The sequence below is a fragment of the Kitasatospora sp. NPDC033851 genome, assembly GCF_055576085.1.
In genome coordinates, this window is sequence record NZ_JBVIRL010000052.1 from 1 (window position 1) to 26636 (window position 26636).

At 70.8% G+C, this 26636-nt stretch carries 26 protein-coding genes and 1 pseudogene; 15 read left to right on the plus strand and 12 right to left on the minus strand.

The window, feature by feature from the left end; all coding sequences use genetic code 11:
* Positions 1–1000: site-specific integrase (locus ACZ51D_RS41480; RefSeq protein ID WP_465665479.1), on the minus strand; the 1000-nt coding region annotated here is incomplete at its 3' end.
* A 701-nt stretch (positions 1001–1701) separates the two neighbouring features.
* Positions 1702–2763 carry a tyrosine-type recombinase/integrase gene (locus tag ACZ51D_RS41485; RefSeq protein WP_465665480.1) on the minus strand — a complete coding sequence of 354 codons (1062 nt, stop codon included), beginning with the start codon at positions 2761–2763 and terminating at the stop codon, positions 1702–1704.
* 926 nt (positions 2764–3689) lie between these two features.
* On the opposite strand from ACZ51D_RS41485, the gene ACZ51D_RS41490 reads away from it, so the two are divergent.
* The 3 genes from ACZ51D_RS41490 to ACZ51D_RS41500 all read left to right on the plus strand — a co-directional run bounded on the left by ACZ51D_RS41490 (position 3690) and on the right by ACZ51D_RS41500 (position 7040).
* Positions 3690–5303, plus strand: coding sequence for a peptide chain release factor 3 (locus ACZ51D_RS41490; protein WP_465623743.1), 1614 nt, complete (start codon positions 3690–3692; stop codon positions 5301–5303).
* A gap of 130 nt (positions 5304–5433) precedes the next feature.
* Positions 5434–5649 (plus strand): hypothetical protein, encoded by a 216-nt coding sequence (locus ACZ51D_RS41495; protein ID WP_465665482.1) that lies wholly within the window; start codon positions 5434–5436, stop codon positions 5647–5649.
* A gap of 95 nt (positions 5650–5744) precedes the next feature.
* Positions 5745–7040, plus strand: coding sequence for an IS4 family transposase (locus ACZ51D_RS41500; protein WP_465665484.1), 1296 nt, complete (start codon positions 5745–5747; stop codon positions 7038–7040).
* 519 nt (positions 7041–7559) lie between these two features.
* Here the strand turns inward: ACZ51D_RS41500 and ACZ51D_RS41505 are convergent.
* Both ACZ51D_RS41505 and ACZ51D_RS41510 read right to left on the minus strand, forming a co-directional pair.
* Positions 7560–7700 (minus strand): hypothetical protein, encoded by a 141-nt coding sequence (locus tag ACZ51D_RS41505; protein ID WP_465665486.1) that lies wholly within the window; start codon positions 7698–7700, stop codon positions 7560–7562.
* 21 nt (positions 7701–7721) lie between these two features.
* A complete protein-coding gene (locus ACZ51D_RS41510) occupies positions 7722–7964 on the minus strand; it encodes a hypothetical protein (protein WP_465623741.1) in 243 nt (80 codons plus the stop codon).
* Positions 7965–8685: 721 nt separating this feature from the next.
* On the opposite strand from ACZ51D_RS41510, the gene ACZ51D_RS41515 reads away from it, so the two are divergent.
* Positions 8686–8850 carry a hypothetical protein gene (locus ACZ51D_RS41515; RefSeq protein WP_396315295.1) on the plus strand — a complete coding sequence of 55 codons (165 nt, stop codon included), beginning with the start codon at positions 8686–8688 and terminating at the stop codon, positions 8848–8850.
* Between the two features lie 52 nt (positions 8851–8902).
* Positions 8903–10138 carry an SPFH domain-containing protein gene (locus tag ACZ51D_RS41520; RefSeq protein ID WP_465665488.1) on the plus strand — a complete coding sequence of 412 codons (1236 nt, stop codon included), beginning with the start codon at positions 8903–8905 and terminating at the stop codon, positions 10136–10138.
* 731 nt (positions 10139–10869) lie between these two features.
* On the opposite strand, the gene ACZ51D_RS41525 is transcribed toward ACZ51D_RS41520, so the two are convergent.
* Both ACZ51D_RS41525 and ACZ51D_RS41530 read right to left on the minus strand, forming a co-directional pair.
* Positions 10870–11097 carry a hypothetical protein gene (locus tag ACZ51D_RS41525; RefSeq protein ID WP_209415310.1) on the minus strand — a complete coding sequence of 76 codons (228 nt, stop codon included), beginning with the start codon at positions 11095–11097 and terminating at the stop codon, positions 10870–10872.
* Positions 11098–11877: 780 nt separating this feature from the next.
* A complete protein-coding gene (locus tag ACZ51D_RS41530) occupies positions 11878–12159 on the minus strand; it encodes a carboxymuconolactone decarboxylase (protein WP_465665513.1) in 282 nt (93 codons plus the stop codon).
* Between the two features lie 77 nt (positions 12160–12236).
* Here ACZ51D_RS41530 and ACZ51D_RS41535 point away from each other — a divergent pair, with 77 nt between their 5' ends.
* From ACZ51D_RS41535 to ACZ51D_RS41555, 5 genes are all read left to right on the plus strand, one after another.
* Positions 12237–12557: an STAS domain-containing protein gene (locus ACZ51D_RS41535; RefSeq protein ID WP_465665490.1), complete on the plus strand. Its 321-nt coding sequence runs from the start codon at positions 12237–12239 to the stop codon at positions 12555–12557.
* Positions 12558–12609: 52 nt separating this feature from the next.
* A complete protein-coding gene (locus ACZ51D_RS41540; protein ID WP_465665492.1) occupies positions 12610–13011 on the plus strand; it encodes a DUF2267 domain-containing protein in 402 nt (133 codons plus the stop codon).
* A gap of 57 nt (positions 13012–13068) precedes the next feature.
* Positions 13069–13464 carry a DUF2267 domain-containing protein gene (locus tag ACZ51D_RS41545; RefSeq protein ID WP_465665494.1) on the plus strand — a complete coding sequence of 132 codons (396 nt, stop codon included), beginning with the start codon at positions 13069–13071 and terminating at the stop codon, positions 13462–13464.
* A 255-nt stretch (positions 13465–13719) separates the two neighbouring features.
* Positions 13720–14076, plus strand: coding sequence for a PRC-barrel domain-containing protein (locus ACZ51D_RS41550; protein ID WP_465665515.1), 357 nt, complete (start codon positions 13720–13722; stop codon positions 14074–14076).
* Positions 14077–14105: 29 nt separating this feature from the next.
* Positions 14106–14276: a hypothetical protein gene (locus ACZ51D_RS41555; protein ID WP_465665496.1), complete on the plus strand. Its 171-nt coding sequence runs from the start codon at positions 14106–14108 to the stop codon at positions 14274–14276.
* A gap of 279 nt (positions 14277–14555) precedes the next feature.
* On the opposite strand, the gene ACZ51D_RS41560 is transcribed toward ACZ51D_RS41555, so the two are convergent.
* Positions 14556–15578, minus strand: a complete 1023-nt coding sequence (locus tag ACZ51D_RS41560) for a YihY/virulence factor BrkB family protein (RefSeq protein ID WP_465665497.1) — start codon at positions 15576–15578, stop codon at positions 14556–14558.
* 46 nt (positions 15579–15624) lie between these two features.
* Entirely contained in the window at positions 15625–15786 is a 162-nt protein-coding gene (locus tag ACZ51D_RS41565; RefSeq protein ID WP_179852711.1) for a YqaE/Pmp3 family membrane protein, read from the minus strand.
* Between the two features lie 240 nt (positions 15787–16026).
* Between ACZ51D_RS41565 and ACZ51D_RS41570 the strand changes: the two genes are divergently transcribed.
* The 3 genes from ACZ51D_RS41570 (at position 16027) to ACZ51D_RS41580 (ending at position 17723) form a co-directional block, all read left to right on the plus strand.
* The gene (locus ACZ51D_RS41570; protein WP_465665499.1) at positions 16027–16182 is read left to right on the plus strand and encodes a hypothetical protein; all 156 of its coding nucleotides are present in this window, start codon (positions 16027–16029) and stop codon (positions 16180–16182) included.
* A gap of 423 nt (positions 16183–16605) precedes the next feature.
* A complete protein-coding gene (locus tag ACZ51D_RS41575; protein ID WP_465665501.1) occupies positions 16606–16779 on the plus strand; it encodes a CsbD family protein in 174 nt (57 codons plus the stop codon).
* Between the two features lie 110 nt (positions 16780–16889).
* Positions 16890–17723 (plus strand): YhjD/YihY/BrkB family envelope integrity protein, encoded by an 834-nt coding sequence (locus ACZ51D_RS41580; protein ID WP_097235667.1) that lies wholly within the window; start codon positions 16890–16892, stop codon positions 17721–17723.
* 1279 nt (positions 17724–19002) lie between these two features.
* Here ACZ51D_RS41580 and ACZ51D_RS41585 read toward each other — a convergent pair.
* Both ACZ51D_RS41585 and ACZ51D_RS41590 read right to left on the minus strand, forming a co-directional pair.
* Positions 19003–20259: a sensor histidine kinase gene (locus ACZ51D_RS41585; protein WP_465665503.1), complete on the minus strand. Its 1257-nt coding sequence runs from the start codon at positions 20257–20259 to the stop codon at positions 19003–19005.
* Positions 20256–20942: a response regulator transcription factor gene (locus tag ACZ51D_RS41590; RefSeq protein WP_465665505.1), complete on the minus strand. Its 687-nt coding sequence runs from the start codon at positions 20940–20942 to the stop codon at positions 20256–20258. The genes ACZ51D_RS41585 and ACZ51D_RS41590 overlap by 4 nt, the downstream gene beginning before the upstream one ends.
* A 325-nt stretch (positions 20943–21267) precedes the next feature.
* Between ACZ51D_RS41590 and ACZ51D_RS41595 the strand changes: the two genes are divergently transcribed.
* Both ACZ51D_RS41595 and ACZ51D_RS41600 read left to right on the plus strand, forming a co-directional pair.
* Positions 21268–22899 (plus strand): alpha/beta hydrolase, encoded by a 1632-nt coding sequence (locus tag ACZ51D_RS41595; protein WP_465665507.1) that lies wholly within the window; start codon positions 21268–21270, stop codon positions 22897–22899.
* A gap of 67 nt (positions 22900–22966) precedes the next feature.
* Positions 22967–24646, plus strand: coding sequence for a serine/threonine-protein kinase (locus ACZ51D_RS41600; RefSeq protein WP_465665509.1), 1680 nt, complete (start codon positions 22967–22969; stop codon positions 24644–24646).
* A gap of 827 nt (positions 24647–25473) precedes the next feature.
* On the opposite strand, the gene ACZ51D_RS41605 is transcribed toward ACZ51D_RS41600, so the two are convergent.
* Together ACZ51D_RS41605 and ACZ51D_RS41610 are read right to left on the minus strand one after the other, a co-directional pair.
* Positions 25474–25950, minus strand: coding sequence for a DUF5994 family protein (locus ACZ51D_RS41605; protein ID WP_465665511.1), 477 nt, complete (start codon positions 25948–25950; stop codon positions 25474–25476).
* A 430-nt stretch (positions 25951–26380) separates the two neighbouring features.
* Positions 26381–26560, minus strand: a pseudogene (locus ACZ51D_RS41610) (serine/threonine-protein phosphatase); the annotation flags it as partial.
* Positions 26561–26636: the final 76 nt, after the last annotated feature.

Here is a 26636-nt window from a genome sequence, read left to right on the forward strand (position 1 = left end):
CGTTGCGCTGAGAGGCGCACGGCGGGTTCGGAGAGCGGTCCGGGGAAACGGACCGGGAGCAATCCCGGCACCGCGCCCCGGGCCGACTCACCAGGCCGATGCGGGGCAGGTCGAGCTCGGCGGTGCGTTTGCGGAGCTGATCGAGGACCCACTGGGGCCGCAACGGCGTCCCGCCAGGGCGGCCGAAGACCAGGCCCTCGAGACGGCCGTCCGGGTGGGCGGCCATCTGGATCGCGGCCTGGCGGTGGAGGGCGGTCATGACCCTGGGGGAGAGGCTGATCCAGGCGCGGCTGGCCTCGGTCACCTCACTGCGGCGCATGCCGGTGCCGAGCATGACCTCGAACAGATCGGTCAGCTGGTCCGCGTACTGCTCCGCACCGTGCTGCAGGAAGGTCGCGGCCTGCTCGGGGGTCCAGCAGGTTCGCTCGGCTGCGCGGGGCTTGGGCGGCACCGAGTGCTTGGCCGGGTTGTAGCGCAGGCGCCAGGAGCGAACCGCGGCGTTCAGCGCGTTGCGCAGGGTGGACACGGCCCGGTAGACGGTGACGCGCCCGCGCTGGGCCTCCAGCTGTGCGGTGACCCAGGCGTCGATGTGTTCCGGGCACAGGTCGAGGAGCCGGAGGTGGCCGAAGGCGGGGGCGAGGTCGCGCTCGACGCACGCGGCGTAGCCGGCGTACGTGTTCGGCGCGAGGTGCGGCATTCTCGTTATCAGCCACTCGCGCAGGTAGCTCGCGACCGTGGTGCGACGGTTCTCGTAGACCCCGCGCAGCTCACCGTCCAGCACCGCGGCCATCTCGCGGGCCGCCTCGGCCCGGCTGGTGAACCCGCCCCGTCGACGGGTCCTTCGCTTCCCGTCTCCCGGGGCGAGGTCGACGCAGTACGTCCACGACCCGTGACCCGCCTCCTTCAGCAGCCGCACGCACCACGGACCCAGCTGCTTGCCGTGCCCGTCCGTACACCCGCACCGCCGGTAGACCCGTCCCCGCCGCGCACGCTGTCCCATGAGCTTCCCCTTCTCCCGATCCGGTGATCTGGGACCAAGAGTCGCTGCCCGGTCGGGCGTGGCGGCAGAGCGTGAGAGGCGGTGCGCGAAGTAGTCACAACCACACGGCGACGACACGCTCAAGACGACACACCGCCCGGAAGATCACTATGCGCAACCGATGGGTAAGCGACCATGATCCGCCCGCAGGACCGGGCCCCGCGGGCCGGCTGACGGCATCGACGCAGGAGCAGTCGGGCAGGTGCGACGCCGCTTGCTGAAGGGTCGACAGGTTCCGATCACGGGCCGTAGCTGTGGTGGGGCGGTCGGCCTGGGGACCACTTTGGGACCACACCTGATGAGCGCCTATGGGCGCCGGTGGTCCGAAACGGACACTTCTGCACGAAGTAAACACTGAGCAACTGTCAGCTCTCTGTGCCATCGCTTCCGTCAAGAAGAGCCAACTCACGTGTTTCCCGGGGTAGTTGAGCAAGAAAAGAGCCGAGGCCTTGAGGCCTCGGATGCCGACAATAGTTGAACCCCTTGACTGGGGGGCAAGGGGTCGCAGGTTCAAATCCTGTCGTCCCGACCGGCGTTTACGCAGGTCGTAGGCCGTTTTCACCGTGAGGTGGGAGCGGCCTTGACGTGTTTTCCGGGTCTTGTGAGTGCATTGTGAGGGCGGGATTTCGCCCGAGCTGACCACGTCAGGGGCGCGGTGTGTCTCAACTTGCTTTCCGTAGCGGGGTTCTGGTGACGACCCCTTGATTGCGGACTCTGATGGTGTGATCCCCGGGTGTGCGCGGGCCTGGGAGCTCGATGGGGCCGGCTGAGGTGAGCGCACGGTCGACGGCGTCGCGGGCGGCTTGGGTGGTGAGGTGGCCGTAGATGTTCGCGGTGGTGGACAGGGTGGCGTGCCGCAGGGTCTTGGAGACGACGGTGAGCGGGACGCCGGCGGTGATGGAGATGGTGGCGGCGAGGTGGCGCAGGTCGTGGATGGCGGTGCGGGGGACGTCGAATTGCCGGCAGAGGTCGTGGAAGTGGTTGAGGACGTAGGCGGGGTGGAGGGGGTGTCCGTCGGGGTGGTGGAACACGAAGCCGCCGTGGTCCGCGTGGGAGAGCGACGGGTCCTTGTCCTCGGCGCGGTGACGCAGCGCGATGGCGACGCGCGGCGAGATGGCGACCCAGTCCTTGCTGGAGCGGATCTTCGGTGAGGTGAGGATCAGGCGGTTGTTGTCGATGGCGGAGAGCGTGTAGCGAATGTAGAGGACGCGCTCGGGCAGGTGGACGTCGTTCCAGTGCAGGGCGAGGGCTTCGCCTTTGCGGATGCCGGTGCCGATGAGGACCTCGATGAGGTCGGCGAGGGCCGGGTCGGCGGCGCGGCAGGAGTCCAGGAACCGGATGGCGTCCTGGACAGTCCAGATCTGCCGTTCGGCCGCCGCGGGCCTCGGGATCACGGTGGGGCGGGCCGGGTTGTAGGGGAGCCGGCGGTGGCGGACGGCGTCGCCGAGAGCGCTGGAGAGCGTGGCCAGGCAGCGGTGGACGGTGACCTTGCCGCGTCCGGCGGTGAGTTGCGTTTGGGTGAAGGCGGCGATGTGGGAGTGGCCGAGGTCGTCGAGCCTGATCGTGCCGAGGGCGGGGACGAGGTCGTTGGTGACGTAGTCGCGGTAGCGGATGTAGGTGGTGGGCTTGAGGGTGAGTTGCTTGTCCTTGAGCCAGGTCGTGAGGTAGTCGGCGAGGGTCTGGTTGGGGTCGGCGTTGAAGCCGGCGGCCTGGCCCTCGACCATCCGGCGCAGTCCTGCGCGGGCGGCTTCGGCGGTGGGGTAGCCGCAGCGGCGGATGTTGTTGCGCCGGTGGTCGGGGGAGGGGAGGGTCGAGGGAGAAGGTCCAGGTGCCGTGATCGGGGTCGGTGGCGAGCTTGGGGCAGTGGGCTCCGAGCTGCTTGCCACCCTGGTCGCGGCAGCCGCACCGACGGTAGACGTGCCCGGCGTGGGCTGCGGAGCGCATGGTGATCACTTCCAGCGGGTCGTGTGAACAGCCATGCTCATGGTCTCCTGGCGGGCGTCAGCAGGCGGTGAACCCCTGCGCTCACTCCGTACCCACAAGCGGGCGGAATGGTGCCCTGACCTGCGGCAATCCCTTGTCGTGGCGACAAGGGGTCGTGGACTCGCTGGCGCTGCTCGGTGTCGCAGGACGTAGCGTCCCGATATGACCGCTGACCACGGGCTCGAGAGCAGCCGGATCATCGCGCCCTGCGGAGCCGGCTTCGCCCAGATTGCTCACCTGTCGTGGGCGAGGCCGACCAATCCGGGCGATGCCAGCCTGCGCATACCGATACGTGGGCTTGACCTGCGGCGACGACTCTCCGAGCCCCGCAGGTGGCCGGTTGCGAGAGCGAGGAGGTCGCCCGGCGCTTCATCCCGGGCACCGTCGCCAAACAGGGCTTCGATGAAGGCGAGTTGACGATCCACTCCGAGCGGGTCGGCGCAACCTGTGGCTGAGGACCCTGGACCGGCTCGGCCTCGGCTTCGACTCCTGGCAGTTCGGCTGCTATCCCGGCTGGAGCCGGGGCGGCAGCCGGCAAACGGGAATTTCGGGGTCACGCCGTCCGGCAGCCTATTATCGCTTCTTGGGCCTGCGGACCTGATCCCCGGCTCACCAGGTACGGAGAGGCGTCACCCGGCCTGCTGCCGATGCGTACCCGAGGAAACCCGTGAGCACCGAACAGTCCGTCCCCGTCCCGCAGGTCCTTCATGAGGCCGGCCGCCGACGGACCTTCGCCGTGATCAGCCATCCGGACGCGGGCAAGTCCACGCTCACCGAGGCGCTGGCGCTGCACGCGCGGGCGATCACTTCTGCCGGTGCGGTGCACGCCAAGGGTGACCGACGCGGCGTGACCAGCGACTGGATGGAGTTGGAACGCGAGCGCGGTATCTCGGTGACCTCGGCCGCATTGCAGTTCGGCTATCGCGACCACGTGATGAACCTGGTCGACACCCCCGGCCACGCCGACTTCTCCGAGGATACCTACCGGGTGCTGGCCGCCGTCGACTGCGCGATCATGCTGGTCGACGCGGCCAAGGGCCTGGAGGAGCAGACCCGCAAGCTTTTCGCGGTCTGCCGCCATCGCGGCGTCCCCGTGATCACCTTCATCAACAAGTGGGACCGGCGCGGCCGGGATGCACTCACCCTGCTCGAGGACATCGAGACGCACCTCGGGATCACCCCCGTCCCGGTCGTCTGGCCGGTGGGCAACGCCGGCAACCTGCGCGGCCTGGTCGAAGCGGGGAACACCGAGCAGATGCTGCGCTACACCAAGGTGCCGGCCGGCACGCACGCCGCCCTCGAGGAGCAGCTCACCTCCGAGGAGGCTGCCGAGCAGGAGGGCGAAGCCTGGACGACCGCGCTGGAGGAACTGGAGCTGGTGCTCTCCTCCGGCCCCGGTTACGACCAGGAGGCCTTCGAGGCCGGCAAGATCAGCCCGGTCTTCTTCGGCGCCGCGCTGACCAACATCGGTGTGAAGCCCCTGCTGGACGCCGTGGTCGACCTCGCGCCGGCTCCCGGGCCCCGCCCGCTGGCCAAGGGCGGCAGCCGCGAGGTCGGCGAGGAGTTCTCCGGTCTGGTGTTCAAGATCCAGGCGAACATGGACCCGGCCCATCGCGACCGGATCGCCTTCGTCCGAGTCTGCTCCGGTGTCTTCGAGCGCGGCATGCACGTCACCCGCGCGGCCAGCGGCCGCTCCTTCGCAACCAAGTACGCACACACCGTCTTCGGGGCCGAGCGCACCGTGGTCGACACCGCGTACCCCGGCGATGTGGTCGGCCTGATCAACGCGAGCGCGCTGCGGGTCGGCGACACCCTCTTCACCGGCAAGAAGACCGAGTTTCCCCCGCTGCCCGCCTTCGCCCCCGAGTACTTCGCGGTGGCACGGCCCAAGGACATCAGCCGTTCCAAGCAGTTCCGCAAGGGGGTCGCCCAACTCGATGAGGAAGGCGTGATCCAGGTGCTGGTCTCCGACCGGCGTGGCGACCAGGCGCCGGTCATGGCTGCGGTCGGCCCGATGCAGTTCGACGTGATCCTGCACCGGATGGAGCACGAGTTCTCTTCCCCGATCGCCCTCGACCAGCTCTCCTACCGCTTGGCCCGGATCACCGACGCCGACGGCGCCGCAGCCCTGGCCAAAGCCCGTCTGACCAACGGCGAGGTGCTCACCCGCCGCTCGGATGACGTGCTGCTGGCCTTGTTCGCCGACAAGTGGCACCTGAACGCCTTCCAGCGCGCCCAACCCGACATCCTGCTCCAGCCGCTGATCGCCACGGCGGACTGATCGCCGACCTCTCGGAACGGCGGCGCCGCTCGGCACGGCGGACGGCGCATGGTACGGCCCCTGCCGGGGGTCTTCCGGCGCGCGCCGCCCCTGTGGGTGCCGACAAGTCTGTCCGTGCAGGTCATGCGGCATGTCGGTACTCGTGGAGGGTGCCGCCGAGACGGTCGCGTCCGCGGACGTCCAGCCGGGCGATCCGCCCGGTATCGGCGATCGGGACGGGCCGTGGTGTCAGCGGCGTGTCCTGGTGGAGTGCGTGATGTGGGCGGTGGGTGTTGTAGTGGTCCTCGAACTCCCGCAGTACGTGCAGGAGATGGCGCTGGTTCTAGATCCAACGCCGTGTAGATAGCGCCTCGGCGGCTTCGTCAAGTGGGCTGAAATGGGACGGAGCTCCCTGCTAGAACCGTGTCGACCAAGATCACTGTTCGGCTAGGAGCTCCGTGGGTGCTCAGTCTGTCCGCTCGCGAGGTTGTGGTTGCCGCAGGGGCGTTCGCGCCGGGCCATCTCGGCGAGTTGACCCGGATCGTGCCGTTCGAGATGGTCGACGAGGCGTTGACACAGACCGGCAGGACGCAGGCCCGGATCCGGGATCTGCCGTCGCGGGTGGTGGTGCATCTGCTGCTGGCCGGGTGCCTGTTCCCCGGGCTCGGCTGGCGGCAGGTGTGGCAACGGCTGACGGCCGGCCTGGACGGTCTGCCGGTCGCCGACCCGACCGGCGGCGCCTTGGCGCAGGCCCGCAGGCGCGTGGGGGCCGAGCCGCTGCGCTGGCTGTTCGACCTGCTGCGCGGCCCGGCCGCCGGAATCCGCACCACAGGAGCGTGGTGGCGGGGGCTGCTGGTCTGCGCGATCGACGGCACGACGATGGCGGTGCCCGACAGCCCGGCGAACCTGACCGAGTACACCAAACACCGCTGCAACAACGGCGGTTCGGGATATCCCGCACTGAGACTACTGGTCCTGGTGTCCTGCGGCACCCGCACCGTCCTGGACGCGGTGTTCGGACCGACCGCAGACGGGGAAACCACCTACGCGCCCCGCCTGCTCCGCAGCCTGCGCGAGGGCATGATCGTGCTGCTGGACCGCAACTTCGCCGCCCAGAGCCTGGTGAGCACCATCGCCACCACCGGCGCCCACGTCCTGGTCCGGGTGAAGAACGGCCGCCACCTGCCCGTCCTTCACCGCAACCGCGACGGCTCCTACCTGTCCAGACTCGGCACCGTCGCGGTTCGCGTCATCGACTGCGAGATCACCATCGCCACGGCCACCGGCCGCCACACCGGCCTCTACCGGATCCTGACCACCCTGACCGACCACCGGACCCATCCCGCCGCGGAACTGATCACGCTGTACCACCAGCGGTGGGAGATCGAGACCACCTACCTGGAGATCAAGTCCACCATCCTGGGCGGCCGCGTCCTGCGTGCCCGCACCCCCGCCGGGATCGCCCAGGAGGTCTACGCGCTGCTGGTCACCTACCAGGTCCTGCGCCTGGCCATGGCCGACTCCACCGGCACCCGTCCCGGCGTCGACCCCGACCGGGCCAGCTTCACCATCGCCCTGAACACCGCCCGCGACCTGGTCATCCAGGCCGCGGGCGTCATCGCGGACACCGTCATCGACCTCGTCGGCACCATCGGCCGACGAGTCCTGGCCGACCTCATGCCCGACCGGCGCATCCGCACCCGACCCCGCGTCGTCAAACGCGCGATCTCCAAGTACAACGCCAAAGGCACATCCTGACCACACCAGACCCGTAACGGACGCTCGCAGCCGCTATCTACACGGCGTTGGTTCTAGATCAGCCCACCGCATGCACGGCGACGACACTCAGGTCGGGCGGTTCAGCTCCCGACAGGGGCTGCATGCTGCCAGCGCACCCCACTCCCGTGCACCCGGATTCTCTCCAGGCCCGGCCTGCGCTGTCGGGGCGGCCCGATACGTTTCACCCCATGACGCTGCTGCCCGCCTCGCTGGCGCGGGCGTCCTGGCGGCCCGCGCTGCCGGCACCGGCGCCCTGCGGCCGACCGTGCGGGTCGTTCTCGGCGGAGGGCTGGCCATGGCCATTACCGCCGCGGTCGGGCAGATTGCCAACGTCTCCGGCGTCTGACCGGAGCAGCGGAGGCCCACGCAGCTGCACACTGGTCGGCGCGGACGGCGTCGCACGTCAGCTAAATGTGCCCGGTCCTGCGGGCACCAGCCCCGGCCCGACTGCCACCGGTCGACCACCACGACCGCGCAACCGCTCACGCCCTGGGCCGCTCACCCCGGGCCGGCGCCGGACGAATGGCCGTGGCCGTCCTGCCAGGCGACCGCCCGTATCATCTGTTCCTCGTCGAGGCCGGTCATCACGACCACACGGTCGTACATCTCTTTCTCGTCCAGCGGGCCGAGCAGACGCACCGCCCGGGTGATCTGCCCCGCTCACAGCTCCTCGACCACGAACGGACGGCGCCGGTAGCCGGCGGTGAGCCGCACCAGGTGCGGCTCACCGCACGCGCGCAGCAGCCGCTCGCCGTCGAAGCGCGGATCGGTGTCCACCGCGGAGGAGTCCGGCACCCGCAGCACCACCAGTTCCCGCGCGGGGGCCAGCAGCCCGCACTCGTCGCACAGCTCCGGCGCGTCGTCACCGGAATCGATTCTCGCGGTGCCGTCGGCGCGGGCCATGTCTCCGGTGTACGCCCCCCGCCGCGTCCCGCGCGAGCCGAAGCCGTCGAGAGGCAGTGCGACCACCCCGGTCCACCCGGCGGGCAGTGCCGGGCAGGCCCGGTTCCGCGGCGGTCACAGTGAAGCCCAGCCACCCGGGGGGAGGGCAGTTGGGCTGGGACCGGGACCGGATCAGCGTGGACACCGGTCTGCGACCTCGACCGTACGACAGGCCCACTCGACTGGACCGCAGGCACACGCCAGCGGCGCGCCGGGGCCGCCGGCGTCAGCAGCAGGGCCTGGCGCGGTCGCAGGTTACGCATCGAACGACGGGAGCAGCGCTGTGTAGCGCTCGCCCGCCGCCTTGACGACAGTGTCGACGTCATCCGGGTGGCCCGGAAATCCGCCGATCCGGGCGGTTGGTGGCCCAGCCTTCGAGCCGGGCCCGGTCGGCTCCGGGCCGGGACTCCCGGGCCGGAGATCCGAGCGGGTACCCGAGAAACGCCTCCCTGCTGCGGCCGGAGTACCGTGGGTGGGGTCGGGGCGGTCGCACCGCGCGCGCTGCTCGCAGGCATTCCGCCGAAGGACTCGACCGGGGGCCCGGTGCCTCCAGGAGGGGTGCCGCCCGTGGCCGTTCGTGTTCCGGCCGCCCACTGCGCCGTCGTGTCTCACGGCACGAGGTGTCATGTACGTGGCCGATGACTCCCAGCAAAGCCCGGTCGGAGCCGTCGGGAGGGTTACGGTGCCGATCCCGACGGACGGGCCGGGCGAGGTGCTGGTCGGCTTGCGCGGCGGGTCGGAGGTGTTCGCGGCTTGGTCCGCCGGGCCGGTCGCGGTGAACACCCGGGTGGTCGTGATCGACACGATCTCCGCCCGGTCGGTGCTCGTCGAGCCGTTGCCGCCCTGAGTCCGGCGGCCCCGCGGCCCTCGTCGAGCTGTTGCAGGTCAGGTGGTTCGTCATGTTGTTCTGGCACGTGCCCGCGCCCAACGAGGCCATGCTCATCTCCGGTTCCAAGCGGCAGTCGCAGGACACCCAGTTCCGGATCGTCACGGGCCACGGGAGCTTCGTCGTTCCCGTCAAGCAGAAGGCCCGCATGCTGTCCCTGGCCCTGCAGGAGGCGGAGATTGCCGAGGACTGCGTCACCCAGCAGGGCATCCGGCTCACCGTCCGCGCGGTCTGTGTCTTCAAGGTCGGCGACGACGCCGTGTCGATCGCCAACGCGGCCCGGCGCTTCCTGTCCGAGCAGAACCAGATGCAGGAACTGGTCGGACGGATATTCGCAGGCCACCTGCGCTCCATCATCGGTGGGCTGACCGTGGAGCAGATCATCAGGGAACGCAGCCGGGTCGCCCAGGAAGTCATGGCGGGCAGTCACGGCGAGATGGAGAAGCTCGGCATCGTGGTGGACGCCCTGCAGATCCAGGAGATCGAGGACGCCACCGGCTACATCAACAACCTCGCCGCGCCGCACGCGGCGGCGGTGGCCAGTCAGGCCCGGATCGCCCAGGCCAAGGCCGACCAGGAGGCGAGCGAACGGGAGCAGCAGGCCGCCGCGCTCAAGGCCGAGTACGAGCGGGACACCGCGATCAAGCGGGCCGGCTTCCTCGCGGAGACCGAGCAGTCCAGGGCGCGCGCCGCCCAGGCCGGGCCGCTCGCCGAGGCACGGGCCACCCAGGAGGTCACCGAGGAACAGACCGCCCTCGCGCAGCGCAATGCGGCGCTCACGGCGCAGCGGCTGGAGGCGGAGGTGCGGCGCCCCGCCGACGCCGAGGCCTACCGGAAGCGGACGCTGGCCGAGGCGGACCGCGACCGGGTGAAGTTCGAGGCCGACGCCGGCGCCTACACCGAACGGACCCTGGCCCAGGCCCAGGCGGACGCCAACGCCGCCCGCGCGGCGTCACTGCGGGACGGCAACCAGGAGCTGATCGCGGCCAACCGGATCGTGGAGGCCCTCCCCGCACTCGCCGACGCGGCGGCCCGGGGCATGGCGGGCGCCGATCTGACCGTCCTGAACGGCACCGACGGGGTGAACCAGATCGCGGCCGGCATCGCCAGCCAGGGGCTGGCCATCCTACGGTCCCTCCAGCACTCCGCGGCGCCCATAGCGACTTCGACGGCTTCGACGACCGGCGCACCGGTCGCAGACCCGAACGTCAACGGCGGCCCCACGCCCCGCCTCCCCGACCGGAGCTGACCCGGACACTCCGCCGAGAGAGTCGTCGAGGACAGCTCGCAGTGAGTCGGCCAGGCTGGGCACGGTCAGCGCGGCCGCCCCGATGCCCGCCCCGATGACGGTCTGTTCGTCGACGCGGTGAGGAGGTCCACGATGAGGCGCCCGAGTATGCGTGTGGATATAGGCCGGGCGACGCCGGGCGTCCGGCTTCGCGCGGCGGGCAGAACGGGGGCGCCACCGAGCGGAAGCCGGCTGCGTCGTCCATGACGATGCCGGCCTGGTGGACCTGCGGGACGATCACCCCGGCCTGCGCGGGGGCGGACAAGAGGAGCGCGGCGCCGAGCTGCTGCTGCGCTCGGCCGCTCTGGCGTACTACGCCCACGACCTTGACCGGATAAGGCAGTTGGCCGAAGCGGCACTGCGGCAGGGCTTCGACCCGCGGGCCGCACTGCTGCTCGGCACCGCCCTGGGCGAGCTCGGCCGCGCCGACGATGCGGTGGCCGTACTGGCCCCGGGCCACGCGCGGAGTTTATCGCCCTGCCCACCCCGCAGTCGGCCATCGGTGACGAGGTGTCACGTACTGTTCAAGTTTGTCGCCGGTGCGGCCCGGGACGGGATCGGGGGTGCCTGTTCGACCTGGTTGGGTGCGCGCTCCTGGACGGCGGACCGGCGCGATGATCCAGGGGCGCGCGGCGGTGTCTCCGCGCCATGCGCGATGCGGCGCGCTCGGCCGAGAACGTGTGAGTCCTGGGTCAGAGTTTGAACATGGCGGCGTAGGGCTGGGTGATGCGTTCCCGCCGCGATCCGAAGTCGACGAGTACCGCGATGTCGCTGTCGCCTTCCACGCCGATGGCCCGGCCGAGGCCGTACTGGTCGTGAGTGACGCGGTCGCCGACGGCGAAGTGCTTGCGCGGTGCTTCGATCCGGGCCTTGAAGGGGCTGGTGGGCAGGACGCGGCGGACTGCTGCAGATTTCGTCATTCCCTGCAGTATGCGCCGGAATTGCGGGAGCGGGTCCTTCCGGCGCATTCCATTTCGGGGTTCGACAGGAATGCCGCGTGCGCTGTCCAGCGGGCCCCCGGATGGCGCAGGCGGGCGTGGCGCCTCAGGGCAGGCGCTCCGCGCGCCCGCGTCGGCCGCCCTCCCTCCATGGCGTCGGCGGCGCCGGCAGGGCGGGAGGCATGCTCAACGAGGCTGCTCTCCATGTGTGTTGATGGTCCCGGTGCCTCGCGGCCTGTCCTGGACGCCCTCCGCGACGACCTCGACGGATTCCTGGAGCGCACCCCGCCCCCCTGGTCTGAGGCGATCATCGACGCTGGCGCCGACGGCCCGCCAGAGCTCGCCGAGCGGGTGGTCGGGGTAGCCGATGGGGCACAGGCCGGAGTGGATGGGTCGGTCGGCCCAGGGTGCCGCAGCGGCTGAACGCGGCGGTCCTCACCCCGCCGGTGACCTGGCTCATGCAGGTGCCGCGGCTGGTGCAGTAGGCCTTCAGGCCCCGGCCGGGCGGCGCCGTCCTGGCTCACCGGGCTGCCGTCGAACCCCAGTGCCTGGCAGGCCGCGGCGGCCTCGGGGGCGAAGTACACGGCGGCCGCGATCGGCTCGACGGCGTTGCGCAGCTGGCGGGCCCGCTTCTGGAAGTCGTTGGCCGTTCGCCTGTCGGTACGGCCGGGCCTTGTGATCGTCGGCGCAGGTTATGCGCCGACCGCGCCGGGTGGTTGGTGACCGGTGACCGGCGCGGTCGATGGTGACGTGGCAGGGCGCCTACGCGATGCCCCGGGCTTCCTCTTCGGCCACGGCGATGGCGATGCCGAGAGCCGCGGCGATGTTGCCGGCAGCGGACATCACGCGGGCGGTGCTCACGATGGGAGCGATCGCGACCAGGACGTCCTGCAGCTGACTTGCGGTGAGGTTGGCTCTGAGGGTGGGGTCGATGTGGGCGAGGTAGGACACCCGCGGTGCGTGCATGGCGGCGAGCGCGGCGATGCGCGTGAGGATGAGCATGTTCGGAGGCAGGTCGCATCGCTCGAGCGAGTCGACCGTCATGGCGGCCAGGGTGTCGAGCACGGGGGTTTCGGATCTCCCTCGGCGACCACCTCGCACCCCCGACCACGCCAGGCGTCGTGAAGACCGAACAGACAGCGACAGACGCCATGCGCGACCAGGGCCCCACCCGCGCCGTGGTGAGGGCGAGCGGCGACATCGATCTCGCCGCCGCCTCACTGCGCCGAGCCCTGGCCGACGCGCTGCACTCGCACCGCGAGGTCGTGCTCGACCTGTCGGAGGTGACGTTCATGGACTGCGCGGGCCTGGGCGTCCTCGTCGGGGCCGGCAACCAGGCCGACCGCAGCGGCGGGTGCCTGGTCCTTCGCGGGGCCGGTCGGTCCGTGGCCAGGCTGCTGAAACTCACCGGCCTCGACCGGCGCCTGACCGTCGAGCCCTGACCGGGCCACCGACGGCGTTCGCGCCCACCCACGGGACGGAGGGAGACACACGGTGACTCTTCGATGGGAGGCGTTCCTGGACCAGGTCCAGGAACGCGGCGAATACGACACACCCCAGGAGGCCGAGCGGGCGGCCCGCGTCGTCCTGGCCCTGCTCGGCGCCCACCTGGTCGGCGACGTACGCGCCGAACTGGCCGCGCGCCTGCCCGAGACCCTCGCTCTGATCCTGCTCAACCCCCTGCAGGCCGCCGAATCGCTCAGCCCCGAACGGTTCGTGCGCGCCACCGCGGCCTGGATAGAAGGCGCCACCGAGGTCACCGCCCTGTGGGACACCGGAGCCGTCCTCAGTACCGCAGCCGATGCCGCCGGCGACCTCATGAATCAGGTACTGCTCCAACTGCCGCCCGGCTACGACCTCCTGTTCGGCCGCCCCGCCCCCGGCCAACGCCCCTGACCCGACCGCTTCGCGCCGCCGCGCCGCCCGCGGCGGCCCGCCCGGAAGGCCATCGCCATGACCCGGCACCGCCGCCCGATCCAGCAAGTCCGCCCCCTCGGCCGCTACCCCAGCGACGAAGAAGCCGAACGCGTCCTGGACGCGGTCCTCGCCGTGCTCGGCTCCCAGCTCACCGGCGACGAACGCTGCGACCTCGCCGCAGCACTGCCAGGCCAGGCCCGCGCCACCTTCGCCTTCCAGATCCCGCTGCCCGAACCCGTCGCAGTTCCCTTCGTCGAAGCCGTCGCCCGCACCCTGAACACCAGCCTCACCGCAGCCCGGTGGGACGCCTCCTCCGTCCTGGCAGCCCTGGCGGACCTCGCAGGCGAACGGCTCACCGACCGCCTCCTCGCCCACCTGCCCCGCGGCTACGCGCTCCTGTTCGGCCGCGCCGACCTCACCACCGCCGCGTAGCGGCAGCGCAATGTCAGCTCGCCCAGGGGGCGACGCCGCCACACGCCGACGGCGGGGTTGTCCCGTCCACTGCCGGCCTCCGCCTTCCCGCTACGCGGCACTGAGCGGCCTCGAACGGAAGGGGTGCTTGTGTTGGCCTCGGCGCTCAGACCGAGGCACGCTGAAATGTGCAAGGCCGCACGACACGGGCCAGGTGAGCCTGCCGGTCCACGTAGGGCCCGCGCCCGGGGACCGGGCCGCGCGAAGGGAGCCATGATGATCCAGGTAGGGGACATCCGCGAGTGGCGTACCCATGACGTCGTCGATGCCGACGGGAGCAAGATCGGGACGCTGGAGGCGATCTACGTGGACACCAGCACGGACGAGCCGGCCATGGCGACCGTCCAGATCGGCATGCCCACCCAGCACCGGCTGGTCTTCGTCCCCTTGAACGACGCGAGCGTCGGACCGGGCTATCTCAAGGTCGCCTACGAGAAGGCGCTCGTGAGGGACTGCCCTGCCATCGGCATGGATGACATCCTGCCCGCCGAGGACGAGGACGCCGTCTTCCAGCACTACGGCCTGGCCTACCAGAAGGGTGCCGGCGGCGAGCGGCAGCTCGCCCGCCGCTGAGCGCCCATACGCGGCCGAGGAGGCTCGTCATGGTCCTGATCCTGGCTCTGGTTATCGTCGCGATCGTGCTGGGCATCATCGGCGCCGTCGCCCACGGATGGGATTTCCTCCTCGTCATCGCGATCATTCTCTTCGTCGCCGACATGGCCCACGCCGGCATCCGCTGGTCCCGGCGCTCAGGCCGACACCCGACGCGCTGAACCACCACCTGCCCGGCCGCGGTGCGGCGGAAGACCGCAACTTCTGTCACCCACATGTGCGGGCATGCCGCGTGGATGCAGCCCCGGCTGCCGCCGCCCCCGCGTCCCGGCCTTCCTCCGTCTCGTTGGACGAGAATGCGGATGCCGCAGTTGCCCGTCGCGCCTCGGACGCCATCACCCGACCTCCTTCACCACCCCGATCGTGGCGGCCTCGGACCCGATCCAGCCCTTCCTCGCTCTCCTGCCCCGCCCTCTTCCGGCGGCGAGGAGGAGCGGGAGTCAGTGACGGGGTCTGTCGTGATCTTGTGGGGTGTCAGGCGGTGGTTTGCGAGTGTCGCGGGGTTCGGGGTGGGGCTCCTCCTCGGGTGGATGACCGGCTGCGATGCCTCGTCCGCGTTCCAGCTCGAAGTTGAACTCCAGGCCCAGCAGGATCGCGACGTTGGAGACCCACAGCCAGAGGAGGAAGAGGATCACGGCTCCGATGCTGCCGTAGGTGCTGTTGAGGCTGCCGAAGTTGGCGACGTAGAGGGCGAACGCGCCGGAGGCGATGATCCACAAGGCTACGGCGACCAGGCTTCCGGGCAGGATCCAGCGCAGCTTCGGTCGTTTGGCGTTGGGCGCGGCCCAGTAGAGCAGGGTGACCATCGCAGTGACGATGATGACGAGGATCGGCCATTTGGCGATGCCCCAGACCTGTACGGCGTTTTCGCTGACTCCGAGGATCTTCCCTGTCTTGGTGGCCAGGGTGCCGGTGAAGACGACACCGGTAGCGGTGAGGGCGAGGAGCACGACGAGGACGATGGTCAGGGCGAGTCGTGTGGGCAGGGTCTTCCAGAGTGGGCGGCCTTCGTCGATGCCGTAGACGTTGTTGGCGGCGCGCATGAAGGCCGCGGTGTAGCCGGAGGCGGACCACAGGGCGAGGATGATTCCGATGGCCAGTGCGATGCCTGCCTTGCCCTGGGCGTTCTGGAGTTGCTGCACGACGGTGGTGAGGATCTGGCGGGCGGACCCGGGGCCGAGGTCACGAATGTGGTCGAGCAGCGGCTTGGTGGCGGAGCTGCCGATCAGCCCCAGGATCGACACCAGCGCGAGCAGGGCGGGGAAGATCGCCAGCAGGCCGTGGTAGGTGAGCGCGGCTGCCGCGTCGCTCAGGCTGTCGGCCTTGAACTGCTTGGTGGTGCGTTTCAGGACGCCCCACCATGACCTCTTGGGCAGGTCGGTCGGACTCTCAGTCGGACCGGCGCCACCGGTGGCGGGCCTGCTCTCGTCAGCTGTCCGGTGTTCGTTCTCGTGTCGTGACATGGGTGCCAACCCGGCGTGTCGAGTGCCTGTGCTGGGGGACGGGGCCTCAGTCCTTGACCACCTGGTAGATCCCGTAGATCACTCCGGGCACGTGGCCGCACAACTGAAGGAGGAAGGCCCAGAGCACCTTGATACTCGGGCCGTCCTTGATCAGCACTGCCAGGAACGGCAGGACCAGGCACAACAGCACCAAAAGGACCTTGACCATGATCATTCCTCGTTCCGAGGCGCGATGGTCGGCGGCATGTTAGCCGCTTTTCATGGTCTCACCGTCGGCCGCCCGGCGGGGAGGCGCCGAGCCGGAACGGCGGGTACGTGTGGGTGGACAACCCAGGGTGTCCGCGCGCATGGGCCCTACCCCGGTCGATCCTGCCGTCCCTGTTCGCGCTGGTATCCCGGGCGGCGCGGTTCAACTGTGGGTCTGCAGCAAAAATTTCCGGAGCGCGCCATGATCATCATCATCGGGCTCATCATCCTGGTCGCCGCGGTAGTCGTCGGCGTGGCGGGCATTCTCACCAACACTGGCAGCGGACACGCGCTCACAGGCGGGTTCGAGGTGTTCGGCTACCACGTCACCGGCTCCACCGGCACGCTGTTCCTGTAGGGCATCATCGTCGGGGCCCTGGCCATGTTCGGACTGAGTCTGCTCCTGGCCGGTGCGCGCCGCACCTCTCGCCGGGGCCGCGCCGCACGCCACGGGCTCAAGGAGTCCCGCCGTGAGACCGCCGCCGGCAGGGAGCGCGACGACCTGATCGGCCAACGCGACACACCGCCCGCGTGGAGACCGCCGCCGACAGGGAGCGCGACGACCTGATCGGCCAACGCGACACCGCCCGCGCGGAGACCGCCGCACAACGGAACGACTCACCTCCAGACGACCCGCATCCCAGCCCCGGCGACGGTCATCGGAGCTGGACGCACCCGTTCGGGCACCGAGCCGCCTATCGGTAGATCGCCGCCACCACATGCGCAGACCACTGACGGGCCACCGCCCCGAAGCGCCCGCCACCCTCGAAGGGCAGCCCCGATGAGTATCGCCAAGAAGATCGCGCACCAGGCCGAAGCGGTCAAAGGCGGCGCCAAGAAGACCGTCGGCCGCGTCACCGGGAACCGGCGCCTGCAGGCCGAAGGCCGCGGTGACCAGGTCAAGGGCAACACCAAGCAGGCCGGAGCGAAGATCAAGGACGCCTCCAAGCACTGATCACCGTGCCCCGCAGGCCCGCCGTGGCGCGCGGGGCACGTCGCTGCCCCGACTCCACTCTGGCCGCGCCATTTGCTCGGCGACGGCATCGACCGTGGTAGTCAGCATCCATGCCGATGCAGTCTCCCGATGCCGAAGGCCGTCCGTCCCTGTTCGGGCGACTGCGCCGGATAGTCCGCCGTTCGCCGGCCGGACGCGGATGGAGGCAGGGCAGCACTCTCGAACTGTGGCAGCGGTCGCTCGGCTTCGCGGCGCTCGGGTTCCTTACGCTCGTGCCGCTGCTGATCGTCATTTCAGCGGCCGATCCGGCGCACGGACAGGGCTTCGCACAATGGCTGGGCGAAGGACTCGGCGTGTCGGCGCCCTCCAGGAAGAAGGTCGAGCAGCTGATCGCCCTGCCCGGCCAGACACTGCGGACCACGACGGCGTTCAGCCTCGCCGCCCTCGCCGTCTTCGGCCTCTCTTTCGGGGCGGCGGTGCAGACCACCTACGAGAAGGTCTGGGGCCTACCACCGGCCCGCTGGTGGGCCAGGTGGCGGCACCTCGTGTGGCTCGCCGCCCTCATCGGGCTCCTCCTCCTGTCCGCCACCACAACCCTGTGGCGGCAGACCCCGGCCGGCGGCCTCGCCGCAGTGCTGAGCGCCACCCTGTTCCTCTGGTGGTCACAGCGGTTGCTGCTCGGCGGACGGGTCCGATGGAGCGCCCTGCTGCCCGGCGCCGTGGCCACGACCGTCGGGCTGCTCGGCCTGAGACTCTTCTCCCGGCTCGTCTTCTCGCCGCTGATCGCCACCAACACCCTCGCCTACGGACCGATCGGCACCGTCCTGGTCATCCAGTCCTGGCTCGTCGGCGTCGGCGCCGTCGTGTACGGCGGCGCACTGACCGGCCGGCTGCTCCACGAAGAACTCCCGCGCGTGGCACGTGCGCTGAAACGGCGAAGGTGAGATCCGAAAATCCCACCTCGAACTTCACCTCGGTGAGGTAGGGCTTCTGCTGTTGCTACCTGAAACCATGTCACGGGTTGTCACACGCCCAGCCTCACTTGCTCGCGCGGCAAGGATCCCGCCGGCCACGGCTGGGTTCCAGGAACAGACATGCCGGCAGCTGTTCGGTTCACAAGATCAACCAGAGGCCTTCCCGCGAGGAAGTCCATCAGCAGGTGTGTCGAGACGACCTGAGCAGGCTCGTTCACCACCTGCTGGCACTCCGGGGGGTGGACATCAGGAGCGACGAAAGCATGCCGTTGAGGTTTGTCAGCAGCCCGCTACGAGGCTAGGCCTCAACCACGGAGTCGTCGTACTGGGCGGCGTCGAAGCGGAGGTCGGGCAGTTCATGCAGGGGTGGTTCGGACTTCGGGGCCGGTGGTCGGCGCCAGTCGTGCCAGAGCACGGTGTCGCCGTCCCGGATGATGGTGACGTGCAGCGCGCCGCAGCAGCCCTCGGTGCACCAGGCTTCGGCGAGTTGTACTTCCCTCGGCTCCTCGGCTCCTCGGCTCCTCGGTCGCCTGGAGCTGGCCTGTGCCGAGCAACTGTTCCGGGCTGTGTGCCACGCCGCGGTCGAAGGCTTCGGCGATCACCGGCATGCCGTCCACGAGGACGCAGGTCTCCACGCCGCCGCGGCTTACGGGATCCAGGACGCATACGTGCCGCGAGCCGGCCGTTCTCGCCGGAGGGCTGGCTTCCGCCGGTCAGTACCTCTGGAGGGCCGTCGCGTAGGCGTTGGTGTCACGGTCGCCCAGGGCGTCCACGAGGGCGAGCACGGCCTGGCCGGGCGTCGCGTGGGCGCGCAGGTCCCTGCACGAGCAGCGAGATCGCGATCGGCGGCATCAGCCTCCCAGCGGTGCTCCAGCTCGGGCTCCGGGTGCGCGGCAGCGCTCCGTGGAGATGGCATGTACGCTGCGTGTCGCTGGTTGGACAGTATGAGGGCCCGGTTGCTGCTCCGTGGGGGGAGTCGCGTCCAGGCCCGGCCGCCGGCCAGGGGTCCGGTTGTGCTCGTGGGGGAGTCTCAGCCGGACCCGCCAGCGGCGGTATCGACGGTATGCCCGGACGGACAGGGCTCCAGTCGTGACAACTGTCCAACAGGGCAGCGGTTCCAGTCGCGTTCGTCCATTGGCCGCCCCGTGCGGCAGGCTGCCGCTGCGGCCCGGCTTCTCGAGCGGCACCGCACACTCATGTCGATGGGGCGGCGCACCGATCGTGGGCGTGCGCATCGCCGGGGGTTGGCCTACTTCGTCCGGGGTGGGAGGCGGAGGGTGAAGCGGGCGCCGCCGCGCGGGTTGGTGCCGACGTCGAGGGTGCCGCTGTGGGCGTGGGCGACCCAGGAGGCGATGGACAGCCCGAGGCCGGTGGAGCCGGAGCCGCTGTGGAAGCGCTGGAAGAGGGAGTCGGCGAGAGCCGGGGGGATGCCGGGGCCGGCGTCGTCGATGGTCACCGTTCCGTCGGCGGCCACGGTGACGTCGACTTCTGCGGGCAGGCCCGGGGCATGGCCGTGGAGGAGCGCGTTGCCGAGCAGGTTGGCCACCGCCCGCCGGAGCAGGTCGGGATCGGCGACCACGACGACCGGTTCGGTGTGGACGCTCACGTGGTGCTCGCCGGTTTCGATGTCGTCGACGACCACCTCGACGAGCTGGTCCAGGCGTAGCGGCTGGCTGGCCAGGGTGCCGACACCGGCCATCAGCCGGGCCCGGGTGAGCAGGCCGTCGATCAGGTCGCCCATCCGGGACGCCAGGCGCACGGTCCGTTCGAGCGCGGCGGTGCGGTGCTCGTCGTCGCGCAGCGCGGTCTCCGCGAGGCCGCGTAGCGATGCGGTGGGTGTGCGCAGGTCGTGGGCGGCGTCGGCGAGGAACTCCTCCTGTTGTTGCAGCGCTGTCAGCGCCGGCCGGATCGCCCGCCCGGAGAGCAGGTGCCCGGCCACGGCGGACAGGGCGACCAGGACCGCACAGCCGGCCACCAGGAGCAGAGCCAGTTTGCGGTGCGCGGCCCGGTCGCCGGTGGTGTCGTCGGCTGCGACCACCGCGCCGGCCGTCGACTGGCCGTTGGCTCCCGCGTAGGGCTCGGCGAGTAGCCGGATCCGGTGGCCGTTGTCGCTGCGTGCGTCGACCACGACGGCCGATCCCTCTCGCACTGCTTCTGCGGCCACCGCTTCCAGGTCCTCGGTGTGGGCTCGGACGCAGGGCTTGCGCGGGGTGTAGGCAACGGTGGGCTGGTCGGCCGTACCGGCCACCACGGTCACCGGCGGGCAGTCGGTCTCCATCCCGTCCTGCAGGGACTGCGTGTCGAGCCGGCCGTCGTCGTCGAAGCTCAGGAGCAGGATCGCCTGGCGGGTCTGCAGGGTGAGCGCGTCGTCGAGCCGGTCGCTCCAGGAGTTGTCGTCGGTGTGGATGGCGAACGCCGCCAGGCCGATCAGTCCGATCGCGCTGGTGAGAGAGAACAGTGCGGTGAGTCGCCGGCGCAGCCGCCGGATCCGGGCCGCTGCCGTCATCCTCGGCCGCCGACGCCGCTGCCGGGCGGCGCCAGTCGGTAGCCCACCCCGCGGACCGTGTGGATCAGCGGCGGGTCGCCGAGCTTGCGGCGCAGCTGGGAGACCAGCACCTCGACGACGTTGGAGTTCGGCTCGGTCATCTCGTCCCAGCATTTCTCGATCAGGTCGGCGCGGGGTACGGCCTGGTCCGCCCGGGCCGCGAGCAACTCCAGTACGGCGAACTCCTTGCGGGTCAGCATCAACAGCACGCCGTCCCGGTGCACCTGGCGGCGGGCGGTGTCGATCTCCAGGTCGGCGATGTGCTGCACCGGGGGCCGGACGGTGGCCGCCCGTCGGCACAGGCTGTGCACCCGGGCCGCCAGCTCGGGCACCGCGAACGGTTTGACCAGGTAGTCGTCGCCGCCGACGGCGAACCCCTCGACCCGGTCGGCGACCGTGTCCCGGGCGGTGAGGAACAGCACCGGGACGGTCCGCCCGGCTCGGCGCAGCTCGCGCACGTACTCGACAGCGTCCCCGGAGGGCAGCATCCGGTCGAACACCGCGCAGTCGTATTCGGTGACGAACAACGCCTCGTCAGCGGCCGGCAGATCGGCCACCTCGTCGACGGCCAGCCCCTCGCTGCGCAGTGCTGCGGACACGGCAAACCGCAGGTCATCGTCGTCTTCGGCCACCAGTACTCGCACGGCGGTCAGGATAGCCCGATGTGCGGCCCGGGCCGCCCTCATCAAATCCTCAGCTTCGCCCGGCAATCATCTGTGAGGTCACAGCGGAGCGAACCGGCAGGAGCCGAGCAGCGCGGCCGTTCGCCCGGGAGATACGTGGGCGGACCGGCACGCGGCGCCGTGAGACACCCCCGGGCGCGATCCCCCACGCGCCCGGGGACCGCCAGCGGCCCGGCGGATGGAGCCCTCGGCCCAGCCGCCTCGGGCCGCCGAGGTGGTGCCGGTGCCGCTGACCACTGCGGGCGCCGTGCGCAACAACCCTGCCAAGTCCCTCTGGAGTACCCCCATGAAGCACCCGACGAGCAAGCGTGCCGGCCTGATCCTGGCCTTGGCCGCACTCGGCGTCACGGCACTTGCCGGATGCATCCCGGCGTCCGGGGACACGGCTGCGGAGGGCGCCGACACGGCGCCGACCGATTCCGCGCAGCAGAGCGCTTTGCAGACCTTCTACCGGCAGAAGCCGACCTGGACCACGTGCGGCGAGCTGCAGTGCGCCACGTTGACCGTCCCGGTGGACTACGCGCACCCGGAGACCGGCCAGACCTTCACCCTACCGCTGGCCAGGTCCGCCACGGCGGATCCCGCCCAGCGCATGGGCTCCCTGGTCTTCAACCCCGGCGGACCGGGCGAATCCGGGGTCGAGCAACTGAAGTCCGGCGGCCTCTCCTCCTTCAGCGAACGGGCGCGCGCCCGCTTCGACATCGTCAGCTTCGACCCGCGGGGCGTGGCCGGCAGCAAGCCGGCCATCGACTGCGGCTCCTCCGACTCCGCCGACCAGGACCAGCCCGAATCCGACTCCGCCTCGACGAGTGCGTATCCGAAGACCGCCGCCGAACGCAGCGCCGCGCTCGCGGACGCCGAGAAGCAGGTTGCCTCCTGCAAGGCCCGCAGCGGAGCCATCCTGCCGCACGTCGGGACGCTGGACGCGGCCCGCGACATGGACGTGCTGCGCGCGGCTCTCGGCGACGAGAAGCTCAGCTACCTCGGCTGGTCCTACGGCACCTACCTCGGCACCGTCTACGGCGAACTGTTCCCGCACCGGGTCCGCGCGCTCGTCCTCGACGGCGCCGTCGACCCCTCGCTCGACTGGTCCGAGGTCGCCCTCCAGCAGGGCAAAGCCTTCCGGAAGTCGGTGGACGACTACGCTCGGCAGTGCGCCACCGTGGTCCACGACGCCTGCCCCGCCACCACCCCGGACGGAATCCACAAGGTGATCACCGACCTGCACCGGCGGACGGCCAAGCACCCGCTGCGTATCAAGGGCACCACCGAGCGGCTCGACCAGAACATGCTGCTCGCCGCCCTCACCAAGTCGATGTACTCACCCGAGTCCCAGTGGCAGGACCTGTCCGAGGCGCTGCGCGCCGCGCGGGGCGGCGACGGGACGAAACTCGCCGAGATCGCCAGCCCCGGTATATCCGGCAAATCCGCCACGCACGTCCGGTCCGCCCAGGGTGACAGCTCCGACACCGGATCCGACCCGAACACCGCCCCGGAGCAGGCCCCCGACAACTCCTCCGTCGCCATCACCGCTGTCAACTGCCTCGACCAGCCACACCCGAGGGACCCGCAGTCCTACTGGGACCTGCTGGAGCGCGCCAACCAGGAGGCCGGAGTCTTCGGCACCTCCGCCGTGCTCGCCGAACTCACCTGCAAGGACTGGCCCGCCGGACACCAGCAGCCGCACCGCGTGAACGCCAAGGGCCTGCCCCCGGCCCTGGTCGTCGGCACCACCGGCGACCCGGCCACGCCCTACCAGTGGTCGCAGGGCCTCGCCGCCCAACTGCCCGGCGGTATGCTGCTCACCTTCAAGGGGACCGGCCACACCGCCTACGGCCGCAGCAACGCCTGCGTCAACGACGCCGTGGACGCCTACCTCATCGACCTCAAGCCGGTCCCGAGCGGCACGGCCTGCTGAACGGCCGGCACTCCCGTCGCGCCACCCTCGCCCCCGCTCACGGCTCGCACCACTGGAGACCTTCCACATGCCCATCGACATGTCCCTGGACTCCTTGCCCGCGTCAACGCTTTACCAGCCCCTGCAGCCCGACGATCCGGCCGAAGTAGGCGGCTACCGGTTGCACGCCCGGCTCGGGGCAGGCGGCATGGGGCGGGTCTACCTGTCCTACACCCCCGGTGGCCGGCCCGTGGCCCTCAAGACGGTCCGGCCGGAGTTCGCGCAGGACACGGAGTTCCGGGGGCGCTTCGCACAGGAGGTCACCAACGCCCGGCGGATCCATGGGCTGTACACCGCCCAGGTGATCGACTCCGGCGCGGACGACGACGTGCCGTGGCTGGCCACCGCGTACGTTCCGGGCCCGTCGCTGCAACAGGTGGTCCGGGAACACGGCGCGCTACCGGTGCGCACGGTCCTGCTGCTGATGGGCGGGATCGCGGAGGCGCTGCAGGCGATCCACGGCGCCGGAGTCGTGCACCGGGATCTCAAGCCCGCCAACGTGCTGCTCGCGGCCGACGGTCCGCGCGTGATCGACTTCGGCATCGCCCGCGCGGCCGACGCCGTCGCGCTGACCGGCACCGGTTTCCGGATCGGTTCGCCCGCCTTCATGGCGCCCGAGCAGGCCCTGGGCAGGCCGGTCACGCCCGCGACGGACGTCTTCGCGCTGGGTTCTCTGGCGGCGTACACCGCCGGCGGCACCCAGCCGTTCGGCGAGGGACCGGAGACCACGGTGCTGTACCGGGTGGTGAACGAGCAGCCGGATCTCGGCCGTGTCCCGGGCGACCTGCACGCGCTGCTGCTGCGCTGCCTGGCCAAGCAGCCCGAGGACCGGCCGACCCCCGCAGAGATCATCGAGGCCGCCCGCAACCACCCCGCTGCGGGCGGCGGGCTGCGCTTCGCCGACGACTGGCTGCCCACTCAGGTCAGCACCGACATCACCCGCCGCTCCGACCTGCCGCAGGACTTGGCCGCCGCGTTCTCCCCCGACGTCGTCGCCGCCCAGGCCCCGCCCGGCTCCTACGGCGCTGCGCAGCCCCTGCCTGAGGTGCCGACCGCTCTGCTTCCGCCCCCACTGCCGACCGTCGCCGCTCCCGCGATACCCGCGGTGGGCAAGCCCTGCCGCAAGGGCGCGACCTGGAAGACGGTACTGCTGCTGTCGGCGTTGGTGGTGGCTCTCGGTGGCACGGTCGGCGGCGTGCTCCTGTCCCACAAGCTCGACCGGATCCTCGCAGCCACGGGATTGGCCGGCGACAGCCCGACGGCCGGTGACACCGGCCCGGACACGCCGGCACCGGCGGCCGACGGCCCGAGGCCGACCGACCCGGCGAGCCCGGCCACGTACACCGCGGCGTACACCGATGCAATCCTGACCGCACCCGACGACTCCTACGACTTCGACATCGAGACCGGCAAGTTGATCCCCGCGCAGTCCACCGAGTGGTCCGTAGGGCACAACGCCAACGAGTTCCTGATCCCGACGGGAAGCGACGCCGCCATCACCCCCAGCGGGCGGCCAACCCCGGCCGATTGCTCGACGGCCATCGACCGGCAGCCGGCGACGGCCCTCGACTTCAGTGACCTGCCGGCCGGCCGAGCCTTCTGCGTGCGATCGAGAAGCACTCACGCCATCGCGATCGTGCGGGTCATCTCCGTGACCGGCAACGGCCCGGTGAAGGTCTCGATGGACCACTACCGCAGCGACAGCTGACCTCCGCTCCCATCCGGCGGCCGTCGCTGGAGCATGAGCGCCGCGAACGCGGCGGGCGTGTGCGGTGAGGAGGCTCCCGTCCTGAGACGGCTCCGGTCATCGGTTGCTCGGCCGCCGAGGAGCCGGGCTTCATCCGGGCACGCGGCGGCGTATTCCGGGGTGATGTCCGCGCACCTATCCGCCGGATCAGGGGTGCCGCCGGGTGCGGGAGCCGACGGCGGGAAGTCAGGGTCGGGGCCGGCGGTGAACCACTTGGTGTCGTCCGCTGCCGGCCGTTGTCATCCGCCTGCCGCGGGGCTCCGGTCGGCACACCCGCGGTTGTCAGGAGGACGCCATCGACGTTCACGGCCCATCACAGGCGGGATACTCCCGCGAGAGCGTCATCGAACTCGCCGTCCAGAACGGCGCCGGCCGGGGCCGCCACGGAGTTCCCGAATCGACGCTGCGGTCCTGTCCGCGTCGCGACACCGCAGGGCGGTGGCGACGCGCGGGGAGGGGGACGAAAACCAGGCCGAAACCGAGTGGTCCCGCGACTGGCTCTCCCACCTGCGGCCAGGCGGACGGGGCACAGCTCGTCGCAACACCGTTGCCTGCACCGGATGTCCATGTCCGTCCGCGCGGGACGGATCCCGTCATCGACTGCGAGGCCGCCGAGATGTGAGGCTTCATGGGGCCCGCGCGGCGGCACATGTCCGGGCGGTGTCCGTGTACCTGCCCGCCGGATCCGGGGCGCCGCCGGGGGCGCCGCCGGGGGCGGGCGCCGGCAGCGGGAAGTCAGGGCCGAGGTCGGCGGCGAACGGCCTGGTGTCGTCCGCTGCCGACCGTTGTCATCCGTCTGCCCGCGGGTCTGCGGTCGGCGCGCCCGCGGCTGTCAGGAGGTCGGTGCCGGTACGTGTGTTGGCCGGGTCGGACGCCGCTGTCATCAGCCACTCGGCGGCGGAGGCCTCGGCCTCCGGGGGAATCACCAGGAGCTCCAGGCGTAGAGGGGTGAAGGAGCACACGATCACCTCGTCCGCGTCCTGCTCCTGTTCGAACCACCCGACGTGGATGACATGGCCTGCGACCGGGACGCGCCGGGGGATGGCCGGCCAGTGCATCGGATTCACGGTGACACGGGTGACCTTCCCCCACGTGGGGTCCAGTGCCGTCGCCAGCGGGGGCAGTTCGCGCAGGAGGTCGTGCGAGCGCGGCCACCAGGCCCCGTCCAGCCGGCCGCGCGTGGCGCCCTCGGGTGTCAGTGAGAGGCGGACCGCCGGCTCCGGCCCCGGTGGCTGGGCGGCGGCGGGATCGGAGGTCGCGGTCATGTCGAAACACCTGCCCTGGGCTCGTTCGTGGACGGCCTCGTGCTGCCGCCGGGGCACCGCAGTAGCCCGCAGGCCGTGGACGGTGCGCTCTTCCACCGTACTCCGGCCACAGCCCCGGCATCCGGGGTGAGCAGGGGCGGTCGGAGGGTTGCCGTTGGTCGACCTGCGTCTTCGTGAAGGCCGGCTCGGAGGCCGGGGGAAGTCGCCGGAAACGTCCGAACAACGCATGTACGCATGGGCGCAGAGTGTGCGCACTGTGTTGCCGGGTAGGGCTGCGGCCGGTCACTGCCGAGGGGGCGCCCGCCGTTCTGGCGTGGCGAGGAGGCCGGCGTCGGCCCATCGCAGGTGTAGTCCAGGGTGTCACCGGCGACGTTGTAGGCGGGTTCCGGGATTCCGGCGGCTGCGACCTGCGGGGTGTTCATCGCCGGCGGGGCGTCAGCATGACTTGGCCGTAGTCCTGGAGGAGGATCGAGACGTCCCGGCCACCGATCGCGTGCACTTCTTCGGCCACCGTCGGAGCGATGAGCTGGGACGGCATCTCGTGAGCCCGGTCCAGCAGATTCCCCAGGAGCCGCTCACCGAACCCGTTTCGACCCAGGGAGCCGCCGATTAATTACTTGGCGTTCTTGGTGTGGGTTCGCCCGACGAGGTCGGCGAGGTCTGCCGCGGTGGGTGCGGTGATCGGT

Coding starts and splice junctions, on each gene's coding strand:
- ACZ51D_RS41565 (WP_179852711.1), bottom strand. CDS start 15,786: ATGGTCAAGGTCCTTTTGGTGCTGTTGTGCCTGGTCCTGCCGTTCCTG.
- ACZ51D_RS41600 (WP_465665509.1), top strand. CDS start 22,967: ATGCCCATCGACATGTCCCTGGACTCCTTGCCCGCGTCAACGCTTTAC.
- ACZ51D_RS41555 (WP_465665496.1), top strand. CDS start 14,106: ATGGTCCTGATCCTGGCTCTGGTTATCGTCGCGATCGTGCTGGGCATC.
- ACZ51D_RS41510 (WP_465623741.1), bottom strand. CDS start 7,964: ATGGCCCGCGCCGACGGCACCGCGAGAATCGATTCCGGTGACGACGCG.
- ACZ51D_RS41525 (WP_209415310.1), bottom strand. CDS start 11,097: ATGACGAAATCTGCAGCAGTCCGCCGCGTCCTGCCCACCAGCCCCTTC.
- ACZ51D_RS41485 (WP_465665480.1), bottom strand. CDS start 2,763: ATGGTCGAGGGCCAGGCCGCCGGCTTCAACGCCGACCCCAACCAGACC.
- ACZ51D_RS41545 (WP_465665494.1), top strand. CDS start 13,069: ATGACCCGGCACCGCCGCCCGATCCAGCAAGTCCGCCCCCTCGGCCGC.
- ACZ51D_RS41560 (WP_465665497.1), bottom strand. CDS start 15,578: ATGTCACGACACGAGAACGAACACCGGACAGCTGACGAGAGCAGGCCC.
- ACZ51D_RS41570 (WP_465665499.1), top strand. CDS start 16,027: ATGATCATCATCATCGGGCTCATCATCCTGGTCGCCGCGGTAGTCGTC.
- ACZ51D_RS41585 (WP_465665503.1), bottom strand. CDS start 20,259: ATGACGGCAGCGGCCCGGATCCGGCGGCTGCGCCGGCGACTCACCGCA.
- ACZ51D_RS41605 (WP_465665511.1), bottom strand. CDS start 25,950: ATGACCGCGACCTCCGATCCCGCCGCCGCCCAGCCACCGGGGCCGGAG.
- ACZ51D_RS41530 (WP_465665513.1), bottom strand. CDS start 12,159: ATGACGGTCGACTCGCTCGAGCGATGCGACCTGCCTCCGAACATGCTC.
- ACZ51D_RS41575 (WP_465665501.1), top strand. CDS start 16,606: ATGAGTATCGCCAAGAAGATCGCGCACCAGGCCGAAGCGGTCAAAGGC.
- ACZ51D_RS41595 (WP_465665507.1), top strand. CDS start 21,268: ATGAAGCACCCGACGAGCAAGCGTGCCGGCCTGATCCTGGCCTTGGCC.
- ACZ51D_RS41520 (WP_465665488.1), top strand. CDS start 8,903: ATGTTGTTCTGGCACGTGCCCGCGCCCAACGAGGCCATGCTCATCTCC.
- ACZ51D_RS41580 (WP_097235667.1), top strand. CDS start 16,890: ATGCCGATGCAGTCTCCCGATGCCGAAGGCCGTCCGTCCCTGTTCGGG.
- ACZ51D_RS41550 (WP_465665515.1), top strand. CDS start 13,720: ATGATCCAGGTAGGGGACATCCGCGAGTGGCGTACCCATGACGTCGTC.
- ACZ51D_RS41495 (WP_465665482.1), top strand. CDS start 5,434: ATGTCGGTACTCGTGGAGGGTGCCGCCGAGACGGTCGCGTCCGCGGAC.